Raw genomic sequence first — 17,198 nt, 5'->3', positions numbered from 1 at the left:
AATTGAGCCGGTGAACAGGGCATACGAAGCCAACGCCCTGCAGTTCGCCGAGCTCAAGTTGAGTAGCTGGTGGGCGCTCAGCGAGTACGCTGACACTGCAGCAGGGTCGGGACAGGTCCCACATTGGAGGGCGCACCATGCGGTGGGTTTCGCTTCCTCGTTCGTCCGTCGCCTGGACTGTGGGGTCCGTGGCCATCCTCGCTGCGCCGCTAGTCTCGTCCGCTGCGGCGACTGCGAACCCGCCGCCGGTCCCGGCGACGACGACGATGTTTCAGGCCCCGGTGACGTTCGTCTCCGCATGTAGCACAGTGGGATTCAGATGCTGGGTACCGTACCTGCTGGCAACCGTGACTCCGTCCGCAACCACGGGTGCACCTGGCGGGGTGACTCTTGCGGCAGAGCCCTCGACCACGATCGCGATCACCACGCTCGACTGTATCGATGTGTCGGTGAACTGGCGAAACCTGACCACCGGCGCCACCGGCACCACCGTGCTCCAAGCCGTGCGGCCCGGCGACTTCAGTGGCCCCATCGCGCCGGATGAGAGGTGCCGATATACCCCGGCGACAGTGGGCACCGGCAGCGGAACGGTCGTCGCGACCGCCGATGTCAACGCCCACGTCCTGCCGCCCGCGAGCGACCGATGGCCTCAAGTACCGGTCAACCCTGGGTTCGGATCCTTCCCGGTTCCCTAGAGCGAGTCGACAACTGTGTGGGTCGGTAGCAGCTCACTCCGGACAATCCCCACGTGGTGGCCGGCGCGTAGTACACGGGCGAGTTTTCCCCTGCTACGTACCGCATCCGTACCTGCCGGGCGCTGACGGTATCCACTGGATCCGTAGAAGAGGATGAGCCCAAAAAATCACTTCTACCTGGACTGACGACACAGCGGAGGCTGCTGTCGGTTAACCGCGTGAGAGTCCGGGCTGGGTCTGGATCTGCCCGAGGCTGCCCTTGGTCTTGCCGACTGACCATTCACCGTCCGCACCGCACACCAGGGCGCCATTGCGATCGCCGGGGTTGCCGTACGTCACCGTCTCGTTGCCTTGGGAGTCCGTGTTCACGATCGGACACGGACCACCGGCGGGACCGTTCGGACCGATCGGCTCGGCCTGAACGACGGACGCCGCCCCGACCGCGCCCAGAACCGATGAGGCAGTGAAGGCGATAGCGGCAACCGTTCGGCGGGCGTTGATCATTCAGTTCTCCTGAGGATGTCGGGGGAAGTGCGTCGGTGACAGGTACAACTCTGCCCACTCCAGCGCCCGATCTGAAGCAACCCCAGGGGTCCGTTCGCCCACCCCAGGAAGGTCAAACACCCCACCCCAACACGAAGTTAGAAGTTGACCGGTCGATACCGAATCCGGATACACCAAGCCGCGCGTGCATACCCGCTACCGTTTCCGGGTGTATGGCGACCACCTTCCACGGGCCGAGCCCATGGCCGCACATCACCCGCGCCATCCGCACCCGCGGACCCCGGCACGCCACGATTGCCCACCTCGGCCAAGACGCACCGCTGTGCTGCCGCTTCGGGCCGGGGACGTCCTCGTCGTCAACGCCTCCCGCGCCGCGGGGCGCGCCCACCTGACCTCCCCGATCGCGCTCGCCTACCACGGAGAGGCCGGGGTTAGGCCCGGCGCCCATCATTAAGGTGATCAATTCGACGGGAGGCAAGCAGCAGGTTACCTGCGAAAACAATGTCGGGGTGGCGGACAGGGACTCCGGCGATCCGGTCGATCGTGACCGTGCGTGAGTTGTCGGTCAGCAGTGTCAACGACGGCCGAAAAGCGATCCACGCGACGAACAAAAATCAACCACCCTGACTTTGGTCAGTCGTTGCTAGCTCGGGTGTTCTTGCCGAGCAACTCGTGCCGTTGTCTTGTGCGGTAGGAGTCACCGGTGAGGGTGAGGACCTCGGCGTGGTGGACGTGCCGAAGCGCGCGGGTTCGCCGATTCTCGCCGTTTGAAACTGCGAAACCCGCGTGTGCTCAGGCGTTCTTCGGCCGGTATGGGGCGAATTCGGACTTGGGCCAGCGGTCAACCAGCGGAACCCGCGAGCATTCCGATCACCAGCACCGTGTGGACCGTCGGGCCGACCAACTCGGCCCCAAAGGCTTGGAACCCTACGGCGGCCGCGAGAAGCCCTAGCGACGTCCGGATCCAGGCCAGAAACGTCCGCTCGTTCGCGAGGGTGAAACGTGGATCCGGATCTGTACCCACGCGGAAGGCTCGGGGTCGCCATCTGCCCGCACGAACCTAACTCAAAAACAGACACGGCGTCAGCAGGCCGGTGAGCGCACGCCAAAGAGCTGATCCGTGCACGCCCGGGCATCGTCCGGACCGGCACCATGATTGCGGCGTGAAGTCGAGTCAACAGTCTGCGTGTGTCTCGAGTTCCGGCAGCCGATCCGCACCCCAACTGCGGTGGATGTGCCCCACCACGCGATCGAGCTCGCCTCGGGTGACCCCAGCTACTTCGCCTGGCTCCAGTGGATCGAAGTGGAATATGTACAGCCGGGAGGCAAACTGCTCGAACGGTAGCGAAGATTCGCCGAATCTTTCGCCGTGACCTGCGGTGCTCACGACGACGCCGTCACCCCAGTCCTGTCCGCTGTCGTTGTTGGGGTTGTAGAAGTAGACGCGCATCACCTCTTGCGGGTCCAAATTGACCCGCAGCACGGTGATCGCATGCCAGCCGATGAATCGGGCGGCGCTGTCGGTGACAGCGATACCGGCCGGTTGGGGGTGAATGAGCGGTTGGTTGCCGTTGTAGAAGGGGTGATAGCTGGCATAAAAATGACGCAGGAACTCGTCGAGTTCGGTCAGTTTGCCGGTTGGCACGTCCACGTTGATACGGAACCCGCGGCCCGACCACCAGCCGTGGAACTCCGGGTTGACCCAGCGGTGCGGGTCGCCTTCGCGGTCGGCGCACCGCCTCCCCATCTCCGCGTAGATGCGGTCGAGGTGCGGCACGACGAGCAGCGATACCGGGTCGAGGTCGACTGGCAGCACGGTCGCAACACCGGACGCACTGTCGCGAGACGATATCGGTTGCCCTTCGAAATGCATGACGATCTCGTCGTCTCGTGCCGCCCACACCAGGGTCTGGAGCAGGTAGTCCGGATCGTTGTACGCCCACATAGACAGCGCCCTCGCCGACTGGCACGTCGGGTTGTCGCCTTGTCCCACTCCCAGCGGCAAGCCCAGGATCGACAGCATTCCGGACAACAGCCAAGCCCGAGCGTCCAGCGTCGGCCCGAAGGTCTGGGTCAGGCGTTGCCGCGAATACGCCGACAGTGGTTGCGCCAGTTGGCGCCACATGGCGGGGGCGACGGCCGGTTGATAGAGAATGCCCCGTTCCAGCATCAACGCGAGACCGTAGATGCATTGGGCGGTCTCGATATGGACCGCATTATCGATGAGGCTGCGCACCAGGTCGTGGTAGCAGAGCAGGCAGTCGCGGCCGGTGCTGGACAGCCCCAGGGCTTCCCCGATCAGGTACTCCCCTTTTTCGAGCAGGTACCGCAGCAGTACGGCGTGGTACGGCGAGACCAGTCCGGTGTCGTGCATTGCGCGCGCGAATCCGGCCGCTTCGTACTGGAGGCCGCTGCTGTCCATTGCTTCCAGGCGACTGCGGTAGACGTCGACGCCCGGGTCTTCCCGGCAGGCATCCGTTGTGCCGAAAAGACTGCTGATCAGACGATCGGCGCCGACCCCGCTGGCACCCGGTTCGATGTCCGGACTGTTCCTGTATACGGCGATCTGTGTGATCATCTGCTTGACCTGATCGACCTGTATTGGCCGCTGCCGCAGGATCCTCCAGATCTCCTCCACGAGGTGTTCGAGGATGTTGTCGTACCCGACACCCTGTCCCAGATGACGGAACAGTGCCCGGGTCGCCTGCGCCAGGCGTCCCTGTTGTTCACGCTCCGCTTCACTGGGGGGTGTCAACAACAGCGACATGTTGACGGCCAGGACTTGCGAAAGATGTTGCCTGGCTTGCTCGGCGGAGATCAACGGGTGCGCATACTCGCCCTTGGCGACGGCCAGCAGGCGCAATTCGTTGACGGCCTCCAGTACCACCGTGTCCGCATTGGCGCTGCTCAATGCTCCGGTGCTCAGCGCCGGGATGAGAATCTGTGGTTCGGCCCAGTCGGTGCCGACGAACAGGCCCGCTTCGTCCAGGTCCGCCGCGCGGGCCTGCACCGCTGCGGCGCCCCCCGGCTGCAACAGAACCAGACGCAGGGCGTCCAGCACCGGGCGTAGCTTGACGTGTTTACCGAAATCGCGGGTCACTGCCAACGATCGGGTGGCATCGTCGAGCCCGGCCAGACGTTTCTCCAACGTCGTGCTGTCGGTATTCGTATCGCTGCTGGTCGATTTCAACCGGGGATCCTCACGTATGAACGGACCTGCTCGACTCAAACGTAGAAGTCGAGTTCTTCCTGTTTCTTCAGTAGATCACGCATCTCGTAGGGATCGTCACCGAAGAAGTGGAGGAGTCCCCAGTGCGTGCCGAATGCAGTTCGCTTGGTGACCGTCTCTTCCAAAGGCGCTGTGAGCTCGTGGGATTCGAAATAGATGTGGTCCTCGGTCTCCTCTGGCATACACAGTTGGCTGACGACGCGTCGTCGTGGATAGACACCGAAACAGCCGGCATGCCCCTTGGCGTCCACCACTTCCTTCGGGAAGAAGTCCTCGATTTCTTCTTCCGTCGTCTTGGGATCGAATGCCAGCACCAGGCCCTGATATGCGTTGAACCCGTAGGCACGTTCCAGCAACTCGAACACCTTGAAGCCCGGCGGACGGTACGCGACCTCTCCGAAGTACATCTCTCCGTCGCTGGTGACGAAGTACTCGGGATGAACGAACCCGAATTCGATGTCGAAGGTCTTGATCAGTTTCTCGATCTGACGAGTGATCTCCGGACGGTACTTCTCCAACTCCGGTGTGGCCGGGACGAACACGGAGTATCCGAGGGTCACGTACTCCGAGATGTTGAGGAAGCGGATCTTTCCGTTGTGAATCCATGCCTCGACTGCGAACTCCCACCCGTCCAGATGAGACTCCATCAAGACCGGGAACTCCTCGTCCGGGATGGTGTCGACCTCATCCGGGGTGCGGATCACCCGGTGCCCGAGACTGCCGGCCTTGTCGAAGGCTTTGAGATGGATCGGATCGTTCGGGTCGCCGTCCAACTTGAGCAATGTCTGGTTGACTCGCTTGAGGAATCGGATGACGTCGTCGCGTTCGTGGGCTTCCTCGAAGATTCCCACGCGGATGCCGCCGAGTTGGGCGCGACGTTTCATCAAGGCCTTGTCGCGCAGCAGCAGAGACTGGCCGAAGAGTCGTGGATTGTCGAGAAGAACGGAGTTGATCGCGCCCGCCCACTCGACGGTCTCCTCGAACAGTGGGATCGCGACGTCGACACCTTTCTCCTTCAGCGTCTCGGCGATCTCCATGGAACGATCGTTCAATCGCTCGAAATTCCACGGCACATACGGAATTCCGTGTTCCTTGCAATAGTCTTCGGCCCAATCGGGCGCGACGACGAGATATCGCCTGTCGAAACGGTCAACAGCTTCGATAGCATTCAAACTCCAACCCAGAAGGGCGACATACCCTTTCTCTGGGTTTCTGGTTTTCGATTCGGGCTTCGATACCGACAACTCTCTGCTCCTCTCGAAAGGCATTCGGAACGCATGAGCGGGCAGACGAAATTCGGGCGTGGCCGCAGCGTCGTTGGCAGCGCGGTAACGCTCGATTGCGTCGATCTTCACCGCATCCATGCAGTGAAGGCTACCTGCAGGCGGTTTTCGGCCCGTTCCCACACCGGTTCAGTACCGTCTCACACCGGCCTGACCAGCCGAGACGTTGTTTGGGTTGTTTCAGATCGATGCACGGGGTGTGCTCGGTGAGAGGGGTATCGATGCGGCGGTGTCGGTGTGTGTGGTCACTGCATGGCAGCAGGCGGTGACTACGTTGTGGTGTAAGGCACCACCTGGTTGCCGCCGATGCCTCCGTTTTCCAACGGCCGAGGACGTTTCCGCTCTCGTCGAAGACGAACACCAGGGTCCGACCACGGAAGGTTTCGACCGCGCGGTCGCCGAGCGACACGGTTCCTACTGCATTCGAGGGCAGTGTTTCGATGTTCGCATCCGTGTACTGCGGTGCGGTGCTGCAGGAGGCAGCGGCCATCATCACCGCCACCAACGCCGCAACATGGGCCACAGAATCTTCTCTGCGTGTTTCGACGACCCATGCCGCGACCTGTGCGCGTGAAGTGAATCCCAACTTCGTAAGTAGGTGTTCGACATGGCCCCTGAGCGGTGCGAGGGGAAATTGCCAAGCGAGCAGCGATCTCCTTATTCGTCAGGCCCTCGGCAATCAGATCAGCAACCTCCAGCTCACGCTTTGTCAGGTGTGCGGCGGGACCGCAAGGGATCGCCTCCGGAGGATGAAGTTGCTCACCCAAGGCATAGGCGACCGCGGCGTCGAAACCTAACGCCGCGCCGTCACGATGCGCAGATGCATAAGCCTCCGTACTCGAGGCACGCTGCGTCGCGCCTTCACAGGCTTTCTGGTACTCGCTCAAAATTGGGCAGTACCACAATCGGGCTTCCCACAGACCGGCTGAGCTCCTCCGATGCCCGATCCATGCCAGCGCCTGCAGACACAGGCGTGCGTTGAACCGGTCGTTCACTTTGAGGTCGATTTGCAGCGCCTGTTCGAGCAGCTGGACGCCTCGTTCACCATCGCCGCGTCGCCACACGGCGACCGCCACTCCGGGACGATGGGGGTCGACTGGAAGTATCCCTTCGGGGCGAATTCGAGCATTGTCTCCAGCTCCATCGAGGGATGAGCCATCGCACCCGTGACACGGGCGATGTCCGACCAGCGCAGCCACCGCGTATGCCCGCCGTCGTCGACCGACTGCACCGGGTACAGCACGCGGCCATAGGCTTCGAACCGGGCGGGCACGAGTGAGACCACCGTGGTTTTCCGCATCACCTCGACTCCGTCGCGAACCCAGTACCCAGCTGACATGTCGTTCCGAATCCTGCCATTCGCTTGCCATACAGCCAGTCTCCGCAGGCGGCCGAATCACCACACGTGTTTGCAGGAACCCGCACCGGGACGAAGTCACGTCCCAGAGCATGCTGGCGGCAGTCCGCCTTCGTTCCGTAAGCGGATCCGTTAGCGGTGAACCGCTGTGCGCGGTTTGCGGCTGTGAGCAGGCGGCGCCGCGGCCCGCATGCCATCCTCGAGGAATGGCACGAACGTGGTGGTCGGTGACGGTGGAGCTGCTCGGCGGGCGCGGCGAGGAACTGTGGCCATGGCCCGGCCGCGTCTTCGCGGTCGGACCGTCGCATACCTTCCTGGATCTCACGAATGCGATCAACGACGCCTTCGCCCGGTGGGACCGCTCGCACCTGTCGATGTTCACACTTGCCGATGGACGAATGGTCACCGACACGGAGACTGGGGCCGAGATGGTGGAGTCGCTCGGCGGGCCCATCACCGAGGCGGTGAACATCGAGTCGGCCAAAGTCGCCCGGCTCCTGAAGCCCGGGGCGGAGTTCCAGTTCACCTTCGACCTGGGTGATGACTGGACCCACCGCTGTCTGATCGGCGGCGACAAGGTCGACCCCCTGGAAGTGCTGGGGATCACGCCAGGGAAGCCTCTGCCGTACTGGGGGTGGGGCGCCATCCCGGATCAGTACGCGCGCCGGTGGTCCGACGACGACGGGCAGAGCCGAGCACCGCGCAGACCGAGCCATCCGCACCCGATGCTGCTGCACGCGTGGCCCGCACAGGACCAGGTGCCCGCACTCGAGGTGTCCGAGCTGCGCGCAGCTATCGCGACAGCAGATGCCGCCCGGTTCCTCACCGCGGTGCGGGGACATGACGTCGACGACGCACTGCAACAGGTAGGGGCCGGAATACCGATGGCACTGAAGCAGCGACGGGAGCAGGCCGAGCCGGTGGCGGTGTCGGTCATCAACCGGCTGACCTGGCGCGCCGGCGCGGGTGACGGGGTGCTGGCCGAGGACCTGCTCGCGTGTCTGCGCGGCGAGCCGCTGGCCGGGCGGGTGGTGCCAGTCGACCTCGAGATGCTCGGTGCCGAATGGGAGGGGGATCTGGGCATGTCCACCGGTGGCTACCTCGACCTGCGCACCGGACAGGTGTACGACGCCAGCAGCACTGATCCGATGATGGTCGGCGAGGACGCCGCCGTCGACGTGGAGACCGAGCCCGACCGTTGGCTCCGGTTCGACCGCACCGGCTCGCGGGATGGCTGGCGGGACATGGCGGCCTTCGCCGAGCGGCAACAAGATTCGGCGCTGCGGGAGCGGCTGGAGCGGGCGATCGAGGGCAAGGGCGCGTTCGGCCGATTCCGCGACCTCGTCCACCAGGAGAGCCTCACCGACCCGTGGTACACCTTCGCCACCGACCGTCAACTGGGTCGTGCCCGCGAGTTCCTCGCCGACAACGGCATCCGCGTGGGCTGACGGGCACCACACAGGAACTGCTTGACCACCGGCTCCTCACTGGTGAGCAGCACCTCCCGCGGACCGAACATCACCAGATGACGACGGAACAGCATGCCGATGTTGTCCGGCACCGTCCGCGCGAGGTTGATGTTGTGCGAGACGATCAGGATCGTCGCGACGATCTCGGCGGCGGTCCGCAAGATCGGGCGAGAACTCGTAGGATCTCGGGCAGGGGCGAGTTCGCTCCAGATTCTCGTGCGCTGGCGCGCAGGTATACAACGCGGACGACGTCCTGGTGATCCCGGCTGGACTGGCTCGGCTGGTCGATGCTGCATCGATACCTGTCCTCACTCCAGGGCGGAGACGAAAGTCAGCGTCGCGCGGTGATGGTGTCGGCGGCGTCGTGCAGCGCCCGGGAGACGGCATGCATGCTCGGGGTGTACTGCCGACGCGCGAGCGAAGCGATGTAAATCGATCGTGTCGGAACCCGGTCGGTGGTAAGAAATCGCACAGCGTGGACGTCCGGGCGATGGTGTGCGACGGCCAGACGCGGAACCATGGCGATGCCCACCCCCGCGGCGACCATCGCTTCGATCTCTTGGTAGTCATGGGCCTCGTAGACGACGTTCGGGGTGAACCCTGCCGTCTCGCAGCTACGGTAGAGCACTTCGGCGGCCGGGTGGTCTGCGTTGCGGATGATCCACTTCGCCGATCGCAGCGATGCCACCGCGACATTGTCGATGTATGGCCCCTCGAGCGGGACGAGCAGGACCGTTTCGTCCTCCATCAGCGGTATGAGGGCCAGGGATTTCTCGGTCTCCTCGGTCCAGTCGTAACTCCAGAGCAACGCCATTTCGACCTCGCTCGAATGGAGCATTTCCAACAGTCGCGGGCGAACCGCGGATTGGACCCGCACGTCGATGCCTGGCCAGTGGGCGTGATAGTCCTTCAGCGCGTCCGAGAGCAGTGAGGCGCTGACGGTCGGGAAGGAACCGAGTCGGACGGTGCCGCGCTCGAGCCCCAGCAGAGCTTCCAAGTCACCACGGGCAGCGCGCATTTCCTGGCGGAACAGCCGCGCACGCGTGACGAGAATTTCACCGGCCTCCGTCAACCGGACGCCGCGAGGCAGGCGGGTCAGTATCGGCTGCCGGATCTCCTGTTCCAACTTGGCGATGCGTTGCGACGCGGCGGATGGCGTGACGTTGGCGCGTTCGGCGCCGCCGGTGAGGGATCCGGCCTCGGCGATGTCGAGGAGCAGGAACAGCGTCACCACATCGAACGAGTTGCGCATCGATACCTCCCACAAGCCTTTAATTCTGCTAAACCCCGCCGTAGAAATACGACATTGTCATAAACATAACCCGCTCATAGTGTGATCTGGGTAATGATCAAGCGAAGGATGTGACATGCAGACGATCGCAACTCCCTCACCACCCGGGATCACAGCACCGAATCGCCCTGTCGATCCCGTCGGTCGCCCAGCGCGCTCACTTCGGCGCCCCTCGGCCGGCATCGATGAGGTACTGCAACCCGGTGCGGGGTGGGCGGCCGACGCCGTCGACAGTCACCTCGGGCGGCGGCGATATGCACCGTGGAGTGCGCCGGCGGGAGTGACAGCTCCCGATCCGTATCGCGTGGCTCCGAACCGTATTCATGTCTGTCCGTCGCGACCGGCCGCCGTCCAGGCGCCGTTCGACCGGCCCCGCAGCGAACCGAAAGTACGCCCATGACTTCCATCGAGATACTGCCACTGATCGCGTTGGTGGCAATGTTCGTGATAGCCACCTTCTTCCCCATCAACATCGGCATCCTGGGGTTTATCGGCGCGTTCGTCGTGGGGTACTTCCTCCTCGGCTACGACGACAAGGAAATCCTCGCCGAGTTCCCCAGTTCGATCGTGCTGACGATCATCGGCGTCACCTACTTCTTCGGTATGGCGAAGAAGAACGGGACTATCGATCTGCTCGTCAACGCCTGTATACGTGGCGTTCGCGGACGGGTGACGGTCATCCCGTGGGTGTTCTTCTTCTGCGCCTCGGTGCTCACCGCCCTGGGCACGTTCAGCCCGGCCGCCGTCGCTCTGATCTCACCGGCCGCGATGTCGTTCGCCGCCCGGACCCGGATGAGCCCGCTGGTGATGGGCATCATGACGATCAACGGGGCGCACGCTGGCGCGTTCTCGCCGATCTCGGTCTCCGGCGTCCTCGTCCGTGACATCGTCGAGTCGAGCGGCCTGACGATCGCCCCCTGGACCCTGTTCTTCGCTAGCTACGGCATCAACCTGCTGCTCTCGGTCCTGACCGTGGTCGGCTACGGCATCCTCGCCCGGGTACGAAACGACCTCGAATTCACCGCTACCGGCTCGAGCGCCGGCATCGAGCCCGACGGCGGCGGGAGCGCGGCCGGCACCCCGATCGCGGGACCCGGGGGAACCCCGGCCGGTGGCTCGTCCGGCACGGGTGGTACCCAGGTACTTATCCGGACACCGCGCACCGAGGCCGTCACCGATCACGACGTGCTGCCGGTCACCGGGGTCCAGAAGCTCACCCTCGTTTTGATTGGCGCGGTGTTGGTGCTGGTCCTGGTCCTGCACATGCCGATCAGCTTCGTTGCCATCGCGGCCGGTGCAATCCTCGCCTTCACCGATCTGTCCAAGCAGAGTGAGGCCATCGCCGGTATCAGCTGGTCCACGGTCCTGCTCGTCGCCGGCATGGTCACCTACATCTCGCTGATGGAGGAGATCGGCACGATCGATCACCTCGCCGAGATGGCGATCACGATCGGCGCACCGCTGCTGGTCGCCGTCGTCCTCTGCTACGTCATCGGCGTCACCTCGGCGTTCGCATCGTCGACAGCGCTTCTCACCGCGGTCATCCCGCTCGCGCTTCCACTGCTGCAAACCGGAGCACTGCCGGTCGTCGGACTCGTGGCCGCCCTCGCCATCTCCGCCACCGTGGTCGACGTCTCCCCGTTCTCGACCAACGGCGCACTCGTCCTCGCCAATGCCCAGAACATCGAGCGTCCCCGGTTCTACCGCCAGCTGCTGCTCAACGCGGGGATCGTGGTCGCGATCGCGCCGGCTCTGTGCTGGCTGGTGCTGGTGGTCGTCCCGACGCTGGTCTGACGCGTCGACAGCCCGCGAGGGTTTAGCTGAAGTTAACCCTCATCGACTTATTCGCCATTGTTCTCCACCCTGATGTCAGTCAGGGTGGGTAGTGGGACACCGCTGGGAAGCACGCTCCCCATCCGATCAGAGCCTCCAGCGGTGCCTCACAGACTCTTCAAACCCGAAAGGTGGGCCGGACCGTGTTCACACTTCATGGAACCTGGATGCGGGGAGGAACCAGCAAATGCTGGCTGTTCAACGCCTTCGACGTCGATCCACTCATTGCCCAGGCCGGCGGCCTGGATGCCATCTTGACCTCCGCGTTCGGCTCCGGTGATCCGCGTCAGCTCGACGGTGTCGGCGGCGGCAGCTCGACCACCTCGAAGGCGGCGATCGTGCGCCGCTCCAGCGAACCCGGAATCGACGTCGACTACCTGTTCGCGCAGGTCGCGATCGGTGACCGCCGGGTCGAATGGGGCAGCAACTGCGGCAACTGCGCCACCGCGATCGGGTTGTACGCGCTGCAGTCCGGGTTCGTTCCGGTCGATCCCCGGGCGACGACCGTGCGGATGCGGAACCAGAACACCGGCGCGATCCTGCACGCCGAGATCGCCACCCCGGGCGGGATGATCCCCACCGAGGGTGACGCGGCCGTACCCGGTACCAGCGCATTGGGGGTTCCGGTTGGTCTCACTTTTACCGGTCTCGCCGCCGGTGCGACCACGCTCCTGCCCACCGGCGCCGCCGCCGACCAGATCTCGATTGCCGACCACACGTACCGAGCCACGATGGTCGTCGCCGGAGCCCCGGCGGCGTTGTTCGACGCCGCCGACCTCGGGCTGACCGGCGCGGAGGACAACCAGACCATCGCCGAACACCTGCCGTTGCTGCTCCGGCTACGACAGGAATCATCGTTGCGGATGGGACTGAGCAAGCCGGGAGATCCCATCTCCCATGCGATTCCGAAAGTTGGTGTCGTGGGCCCGCCGGCTAACTACCGCACCAGCGCCGGCGTCGACATCAGCGCCGACGACTACGACGTCTCGGTCCGGATGCTGTCGATGCTCGCCCCGCACCCGGCGATCGGGCTCACGTCCGCGGTCGCCGTCGCTGCGGCGTCCACCGTGGCCGGTGTCGTCACCGCCAACACGCAGGTCCGGTGGCCGGGATCGCTGCGGGTGGGAACACCTGCCGGAGTCCTCGATGTCGACCTCGCCACCTCGGCCGACGGAATCCTCGAATCGGTCACCCTGCACCGGGCGGCCCGCCGCATCGCGTCGGCGGAACTATTCGTCACCGCCCCGGCACCGGCTCCGGCACTGGTCGGGTCCGCGCGGTGAGGACCCCGCACCGCACCGGCCCCGTGATAGGTGAGGACACCTGATGCCCGAGAAGATCGCGATCGCGCCCCGGCCGGTCGACACGCGGATCGCCCGATCCTGGCTCCTGGTCAACGGCACCCGAACGGACCTGTTCGACCAGGCCGACTGCTCCTGCGCGGACCAGATCGTCCTCGACATCGAGGACGCGGTCGATCCCCAACTCAAATCCGCCGCGCGGGAGGAGGTCGCCGCCTGGCTCGAGCACACCTCGGCCTGGGTGCGGATCAACGACCGGTCCTCGGCGTACTGGAGCGATGACGTCGATCGCCTCGCCGGCCTTCCGGGACTGGCCGGGGTGATGCTCGCAAAAACCGAAGCCGCCGAACATGTCACCGAAACCTTCGACCGGCTCGGCGGATCCACCCCGGTGCTCGCGTTGGTCGAATCCGCCCTCGGCATCGACCGGGCCGGTGATATTGCCTGCGCCCGCGGCGTGTTCCGGCTAGCCTTCGGCAGCGGCGACTATCGCCGCGACACCGGCACCAGCGCGGACGACCTCGCCATGGCCTACCCTCGCTCCCGGCTGGTGGTCGCCAGCCGAATCGGCGATCTGCCGGGACCGATCGACGGGCCCACCGTCAGCAACAGCCACACCGTGCTGCGCGAACAGTCCGCGGTATCCGTGTCCCTCGGCTTGACCGGAAAGCTGTGCCTGGACACCGATCAACTGCCGGTGATCAACGAGGCCATCAGCCCCACGCCCTCGGACGTGACCTGGGCGCGGGAATTCCTCGACGATTTCGACGCCCGCGGCCGGGTTGTCCGCGACGGCAGCGACCTGCCCCGGCTCGGCCGGGCCGAGAAGATCATCCACCTCGCCGACGCGTTCGGCATCTCCCGAATCTGACCGACGATCGGCTCGGGCACTATCCGGCCTCGAATCCCTCCTGCAGTTGGTGGGCGGCGGCAGCGCACACCGCGATCCCTTCCTGCGCCGCCGGACTCAGGCGCCGCTCGGTCAGATGCGCGACCAGGATCCGCCGTTGCGGCGGGCGGGTGGCGAGGGGAATCGACCGGACATCGGGCCGGAGATTGAGCACGGCCAGCCGCGGTGCGATGGCCACACCGAGTTCGACGGCTACCATCGCCTGCACCTCACCGTAATCGTGCGCGAAGACACTCGTGCGTGGCGTGAAACCACCTTGCTGACAAAGTTTTTCGAGGGTCTGTGCGACCGGATGATCGTCGGCGCGGACCACCCACGATTCGTCGCGCAATTCGGCGATCCGGATCGAGTCGCGGTCGGCCAGGCGGTGCCGTTCCGACACCAGCAGCACGGTCGGATCGTTCATCACGTGGTGGTACGTCAACGTGGGGTCATCGACCCGGTTCCACTCGTAGTCCCACAGCAGCGACAGTTCGGTCTCCCGGCGACGAAGCGCATCGACCAAATACGCAAACCTCCCGCTGAGCACCTTCAGCTCGACCCCCGGGTGCCGGGTCTTGAACTCCTTGACCACCAGTGGCAGCAGTGACGATCCGGCTGTAGGGAACGTGCCGAGCGCCAGCACACCCGCCCGCAGTCCCTTGATTTCCGCGAGTTCGGCATCGGCGGCCTCGAGTTCGATCAGGATCCGCTCGGTGTGCTTGACCACTGACCGCCCGGCCTCGGTCAGCACGATGCCGCGCGCGTGCCGCTCGAGGAGTGGTTGCCCGGCCTCCTTCTCCAGCTTGGCGATTTGTTGGGAGACAGCCGAAGTGGTGTACCCGAGCGCCGCCGCTGCCGCGGTGATCGAGCCGTGCTCGGCGACCTCGCGCAGCGTGAACATCCTGGTCGTGTCCAGCACCCGACCCACCTCCTGACTTTAGAAGAAGTTAACGCCTGTCGACATACCCGTGATTGTAGTTGAAGCGTGCGAGTGTCAGTCTGAAGTGGCGGTAGCGGCGGCTGGACTCTGCCGACCGCATCGTGACACCGCTGGGACCCACCTGTCGGGCGGCACTCGTTTGCGGCGAGCGCCGCACCCGTATCGATTCCCCACCACGCGAGGACAGCCTATGACTGCACACCCGAGCGACATCCACTCGCCCGACGACCAGGCCGACGAGAGCACGGGCGTCGGCTCTACTCCGGCGCGCGGTCCCTTGCACGGCATTCGTGTCCTCGACATCAGTACCGTCTATGCGGCACCGATCACTGCGATGATGCTCGGTGACTACGGCGCCGACGTCATCAAGATCGAGCACCCCACCGGCGATCCCGCCCGCACACACGGAGCACGCAAGAATGGCCACGGACTGTGGTGGAAGGTCTCCCGGAACAAGACATGCATCACCCTCAACCTCGGCACGGCCGAGGGCCAGCAGATGCTCCGCGATCTCGTCGTCGATGCCGACGTGCTGGTGGAGAACTTCCGCCCCGGCGTACTCGAGAAGTGGGGCCTCGGCCCGGACCGGCTCCGTGACCTCAACCCAGGACTGGTCATGCTGCGGGTCACCGGCTTCGCTCAGTCCGGACCCTACGCCGAACGCCGAGCATTCGGCACCCTCGCCGAGGCAATGAGCGGATTTGCCCACCAAACCGGAAGCGAGGACGGTCCGCCAACGCTGCCGCCGTTCGGTCTCGCCGACGGTGTCGCCGGACTTGCCGGCGCCTTCGGCGTGGTGACCGCGCTGCTGCACCGCAACAGTCCGGCCGGCGACGGCAAAGGTCAGGTCATCGACCTATCTCTGCTGGAGCCGCTGTTGGGGATCCTCGGCCCCGGCCCCACCGCGCACGACCAGCTCGGCACCATCGCCGGCCGCAACGGCAACCGCTCCCCGAACAATGCCCCGCGCAACACCTACCTCACCAAGGACGGGCGGTGGGTCGCCATCTCCGCGAGCGCCACCTCCGTGGCCGCGCGGGTCATGCGCCTGGTCGGCCGACCCGACATCGTCGAACAACCCTGGTTCGAGTCCGCCGGCGAACGCAGCCGCAACGGTGACCTGCTCGACGAGGCGGTCGCCAAATGGATCGCAGACAGACCGCTGCACGAGGTCACAGCCGAATTCGAACGCGTCGGCGCCGCACTGGCACCGATCTACGACGTCGCGCAACTGATGAACGATCCGCACGTCCTCGACCGCGACTGCATCACCACCATCGACGACGAGGACCTCGGCCCGATCAAGATGCAGAACCTCATGCTCCGCATGCTCGGAACACCCGGTGCGATCAACTTCGCCGGCCGCCGACTCGGCCAGGACAACGAGCAGTTCTACCAGAACACTCTCGGCATCGACCCGGACCGACTGACCGCACTCACCGAGAAGGGCGTCCTGTGATGGACCGCAGCTACCTGTTCGCGCCCGGCCACAACCTGAAACTGCTCAGCAAGGTATTCGACGCCGGCGCGGACGCCGTCATCCTCGACCTCGAAGACGCGGTACCTCCTACCGAGAAGGAGACCGCGAGAGCGAACGTCGCATCCGTCATCACCACCCGAACCGCATGGGTGCGGATCAACGCGCCGGGGACCGAATTGGCGGACGCTGATCTAGAGGCCGTCGCCACGTCCGCGCACGGCATCCGCATCCCCAAGGTCGAAACACTCGACGACATCCGCTGGGTCACGGACCGGGCGCCCGGAAAGCCACTGATCTGCGCCATCGAGACCGCGAAAGGTGTTGCCAACGCCTTTGCGATCGCCGGCCACCCGGCGGTCACGCATCTCGCGCTCGGCGGTATCGATCTTAGAAGAGACCTCGGCACGGGCGACGGCGACATTCCCATGCAGTACGCGCGCTCCCACCTCGTCGTCGCGGCCCGCGCGGCCGGCATCGCCCCACCGATCGACAGCGTCTACCCGCACATCCATGACACCGACAGACTCGTCCGCCAGGCCGCCCACAGCCGTGACCTCGGCCTTTTCGGCAAGTCCGCCATCCACCCCGCTCAGCTTCCAGCCATCCACACCACATTCAGTCCGCGACAGGACGAAATTGACTGGGCACGAAAGGTTGTCGACGCATTCGAGCACGCCGGCGGCGCTGCGGTGCGATTGTCCGGAGGCGAATTCGTCGACCTCCTCGTCGCGGAACGGGCACGGAAAATACTGGCTTCCGCCCACGCCTGACGAACCGGGCGGTACCCCCGCCTGTGTGCCGCCGGACTTCACGGCAGGACACACTGTTTGCTGAGATGAGCCCGGCGGCCGAGTACCACCTGCGGCGTCGCAATCTCACCAGCCCTCCCGCCGATGTCCGCGGCCGTCCTGAACGGCAAAGACG

The 17,198-nt window shown here is 64.9% G+C and carries 15 protein-coding genes and 2 pseudogenes; 8 read left to right on the top strand and 9 right to left on the bottom strand.

Features of this window, described 5'->3' with window-relative positions:
* Positions 1–449 precede the first annotated feature (449 nt).
* Positions 450–695: a hypothetical protein gene (locus JVH1_RS34115; RefSeq protein WP_237735102.1), complete on the top strand. Its 246-nt coding sequence runs from the start codon at positions 450–452 to the stop codon at positions 693–695.
* A 210-nt stretch (positions 696–905) separates the two neighbouring features.
* On the opposite strand, the gene JVH1_RS34110 is transcribed toward JVH1_RS34115, so the two are convergent.
* Positions 906–1,199, bottom strand: a complete 294-nt coding sequence (locus tag JVH1_RS34110) for a hypothetical protein (protein WP_009473395.1) — start codon at positions 1,197–1,199, stop codon at positions 906–908.
* Between the two features lie 212 nt (positions 1,200–1,411).
* On the opposite strand from JVH1_RS34110, the pseudogene JVH1_RS34105 reads away from it, so the two are divergent.
* A pseudogene (locus JVH1_RS34105) lies at positions 1,412–1,635 on the top strand (phosphatidylserine/phosphatidylglycerophosphate/cardiolipin synthase family protein); the annotation flags it as partial.
* Positions 1,636–2,040: 405 nt separating this feature from the next.
* On the opposite strand, the gene JVH1_RS34100 reads toward JVH1_RS34105, so the two are convergent.
* The 5 genes from JVH1_RS34100 to JVH1_RS34080 all read right to left on the bottom strand — a co-directional run bounded on the left by JVH1_RS34100 (position 2,041) and on the right by JVH1_RS34080 (position 7,050).
* Positions 2,041–2,223 carry a YidH family protein gene (locus JVH1_RS34100; RefSeq protein WP_009473397.1) on the bottom strand — a complete coding sequence of 61 codons (183 nt, stop codon included), beginning with the start codon at positions 2,221–2,223 and terminating at the stop codon, positions 2,041–2,043.
* A gap of 150 nt (positions 2,224–2,373) precedes the next feature.
* The gene (locus JVH1_RS34095) at positions 2,374–4,389 is read right to left on the bottom strand and encodes a hypothetical protein (RefSeq protein ID WP_009473398.1); all 2,016 of its coding nucleotides are present in this window, start codon (positions 4,387–4,389) and stop codon (positions 2,374–2,376) included.
* A 35-nt stretch (positions 4,390–4,424) separates the two neighbouring features.
* A complete protein-coding gene (locus JVH1_RS34090; RefSeq protein WP_051004113.1) occupies positions 4,425–5,696 on the bottom strand; it encodes an acetyl-CoA carboxylase biotin carboxylase subunit family protein in 1,272 nt (423 codons plus the stop codon).
* Positions 5,697–5,980: 284 nt separating this feature from the next.
* The gene (locus JVH1_RS34085) at positions 5,981–6,706 is read right to left on the bottom strand and encodes a LuxR C-terminal-related transcriptional regulator (RefSeq protein ID WP_009473401.1); all 726 of its coding nucleotides are present in this window, start codon (positions 6,704–6,706) and stop codon (positions 5,981–5,983) included.
* Positions 6,703–7,050 (bottom strand): hypothetical protein, encoded by a 348-nt coding sequence (locus JVH1_RS34080; protein WP_009473402.1) that lies wholly within the window; start codon positions 7,048–7,050, stop codon positions 6,703–6,705. The genes JVH1_RS34085 and JVH1_RS34080 overlap by 4 nt, the downstream gene beginning before the upstream one ends.
* A 224-nt stretch (positions 7,051–7,274) precedes the next feature.
* Between JVH1_RS34080 and JVH1_RS34075 the strand changes: the two genes are divergently transcribed.
* Positions 7,275–8,516, top strand: coding sequence for a UPF0158 family protein (locus tag JVH1_RS34075; RefSeq protein ID WP_009473404.1), 1,242 nt, complete (start codon positions 7,275–7,277; stop codon positions 8,514–8,516).
* A 5-nt stretch (positions 8,517–8,521) separates the two neighbouring features.
* Here JVH1_RS34075 and JVH1_RS34070 read toward each other — a convergent pair.
* Together JVH1_RS34070 and JVH1_RS34065 are read right to left on the bottom strand one after the other, a co-directional pair.
* Positions 8,522–8,689 (bottom strand): annotated as a pseudogene (locus JVH1_RS34070) (ABC transporter ATP-binding protein); the annotation flags it as partial.
* A 179-nt stretch (positions 8,690–8,868) separates the two neighbouring features.
* Positions 8,869–9,789, bottom strand: a complete 921-nt coding sequence (locus JVH1_RS34065) for a LysR family transcriptional regulator (RefSeq protein WP_009473406.1) — start codon at positions 9,787–9,789, stop codon at positions 8,869–8,871.
* 435 nt (positions 9,790–10,224) lie between these two features.
* Here JVH1_RS34065 and JVH1_RS34060 point away from each other — a divergent pair, with 435 nt between their 5' ends.
* The 3 genes from JVH1_RS34060 (at position 10,225) to JVH1_RS34050 (ending at position 13,833) form a co-directional block, all read left to right on the top strand.
* Positions 10,225–11,622 carry an SLC13 family permease gene (locus tag JVH1_RS34060; protein WP_009473408.1) on the top strand — a complete coding sequence of 466 codons (1,398 nt, stop codon included), beginning with the start codon at positions 10,225–10,227 and terminating at the stop codon, positions 11,620–11,622.
* A 206-nt stretch (positions 11,623–11,828) separates the two neighbouring features.
* Positions 11,829–12,944 carry a PrpF domain-containing protein gene (locus tag JVH1_RS34055; RefSeq protein ID WP_081437406.1) on the top strand — a complete coding sequence of 372 codons (1,116 nt, stop codon included), beginning with the start codon at positions 11,829–11,831 and terminating at the stop codon, positions 12,942–12,944.
* Between the two features lie 43 nt (positions 12,945–12,987).
* Entirely contained in the window at positions 12,988–13,833 is an 846-nt protein-coding gene (locus JVH1_RS34050; protein ID WP_009473410.1) for a CoA ester lyase, read from the top strand.
* Positions 13,834–13,852: 19 nt separating this feature from the next.
* Here JVH1_RS34050 and JVH1_RS34045 read toward each other — a convergent pair whose 3' ends face one another.
* Positions 13,853–14,773 carry a LysR family transcriptional regulator gene (locus JVH1_RS34045; RefSeq protein ID WP_009473411.1) on the bottom strand — a complete coding sequence of 307 codons (921 nt, stop codon included), beginning with the start codon at positions 14,771–14,773 and terminating at the stop codon, positions 13,853–13,855.
* Positions 14,774–14,984: 211 nt separating this feature from the next.
* Here JVH1_RS34045 and JVH1_RS34040 point away from each other — a divergent pair, with 211 nt between their 5' ends.
* Both JVH1_RS34040 and JVH1_RS34035 read left to right on the top strand, forming a co-directional pair.
* Positions 14,985–16,253, top strand: coding sequence for a CaiB/BaiF CoA-transferase family protein (locus JVH1_RS34040; RefSeq protein WP_009473412.1), 1,269 nt, complete (start codon positions 14,985–14,987; stop codon positions 16,251–16,253).
* Entirely contained in the window at positions 16,253–17,044 is a 792-nt protein-coding gene (locus JVH1_RS34035; RefSeq protein WP_043777909.1) for a CoA ester lyase, read from the top strand. The genes JVH1_RS34040 and JVH1_RS34035 overlap by 1 nt, the downstream gene beginning before the upstream one ends.
* The last annotated feature ends 154 nt before the right edge of the window (positions 17,045–17,198 follow it).

Origin of the sequence: Rhodococcus sp. JVH1 (assembly GCF_000280725.2) — a bacterium.
GTDB classification, from domain to species: domain Bacteria; phylum Actinomycetota; class Actinomycetes; order Mycobacteriales; family Mycobacteriaceae; genus Rhodococcus_F; species Rhodococcus_F jostii_A.
This window is presented reverse-complemented; position numbering and strand designations above follow the sequence as displayed.